Genomic DNA, 315 nt, shown 5'->3' on the forward strand with positions numbered 1-315 from the left:
CCAATGGAAAATTTCTTTAGTATACTCAAACAAGAAATGTATTATGGTCAAACTTATCATAGTTTTGAAGAATTGGCTGAATCAATTACCAACTATATTAACTATTATAATGAAGAACGAATTAAAGAGAAACTAGGATGGCTAAGCCCCGTCCAGTATCGCAGCCAATATACTAATTCCATTGTCTTTTCATAGTTTCACATAAAGTTTCAATCTATCAAGAGTCGCTCCGCTACTACTCTTGACAGATTGAAATTTATGAGAAGTATTGTCGACAACAGGAATTAAGCCAAATTGCATGTATTAAAAAAGAGC

1 protein-coding gene is annotated in these 315 nt (G+C 32.7%); it reads left to right on the plus strand.

What is annotated here, in order from left to right:
* The coding region (locus tag EF384_RS09690; RefSeq protein WP_148076714.1) for an IS3 family transposase at window positions 1-195 on the plus strand (195 nt) is incomplete at its 5' end.
* Between the last annotated feature and the right edge of the window lie 120 nt (window positions 196-315).

This window comes from Aerococcus agrisoli (assembly GCF_003797145.1).
In the GTDB taxonomy this organism is placed as follows: Bacteria; Bacillota; Bacilli; order Lactobacillales; family Aerococcaceae; genus Aerococcus; species Aerococcus agrisoli.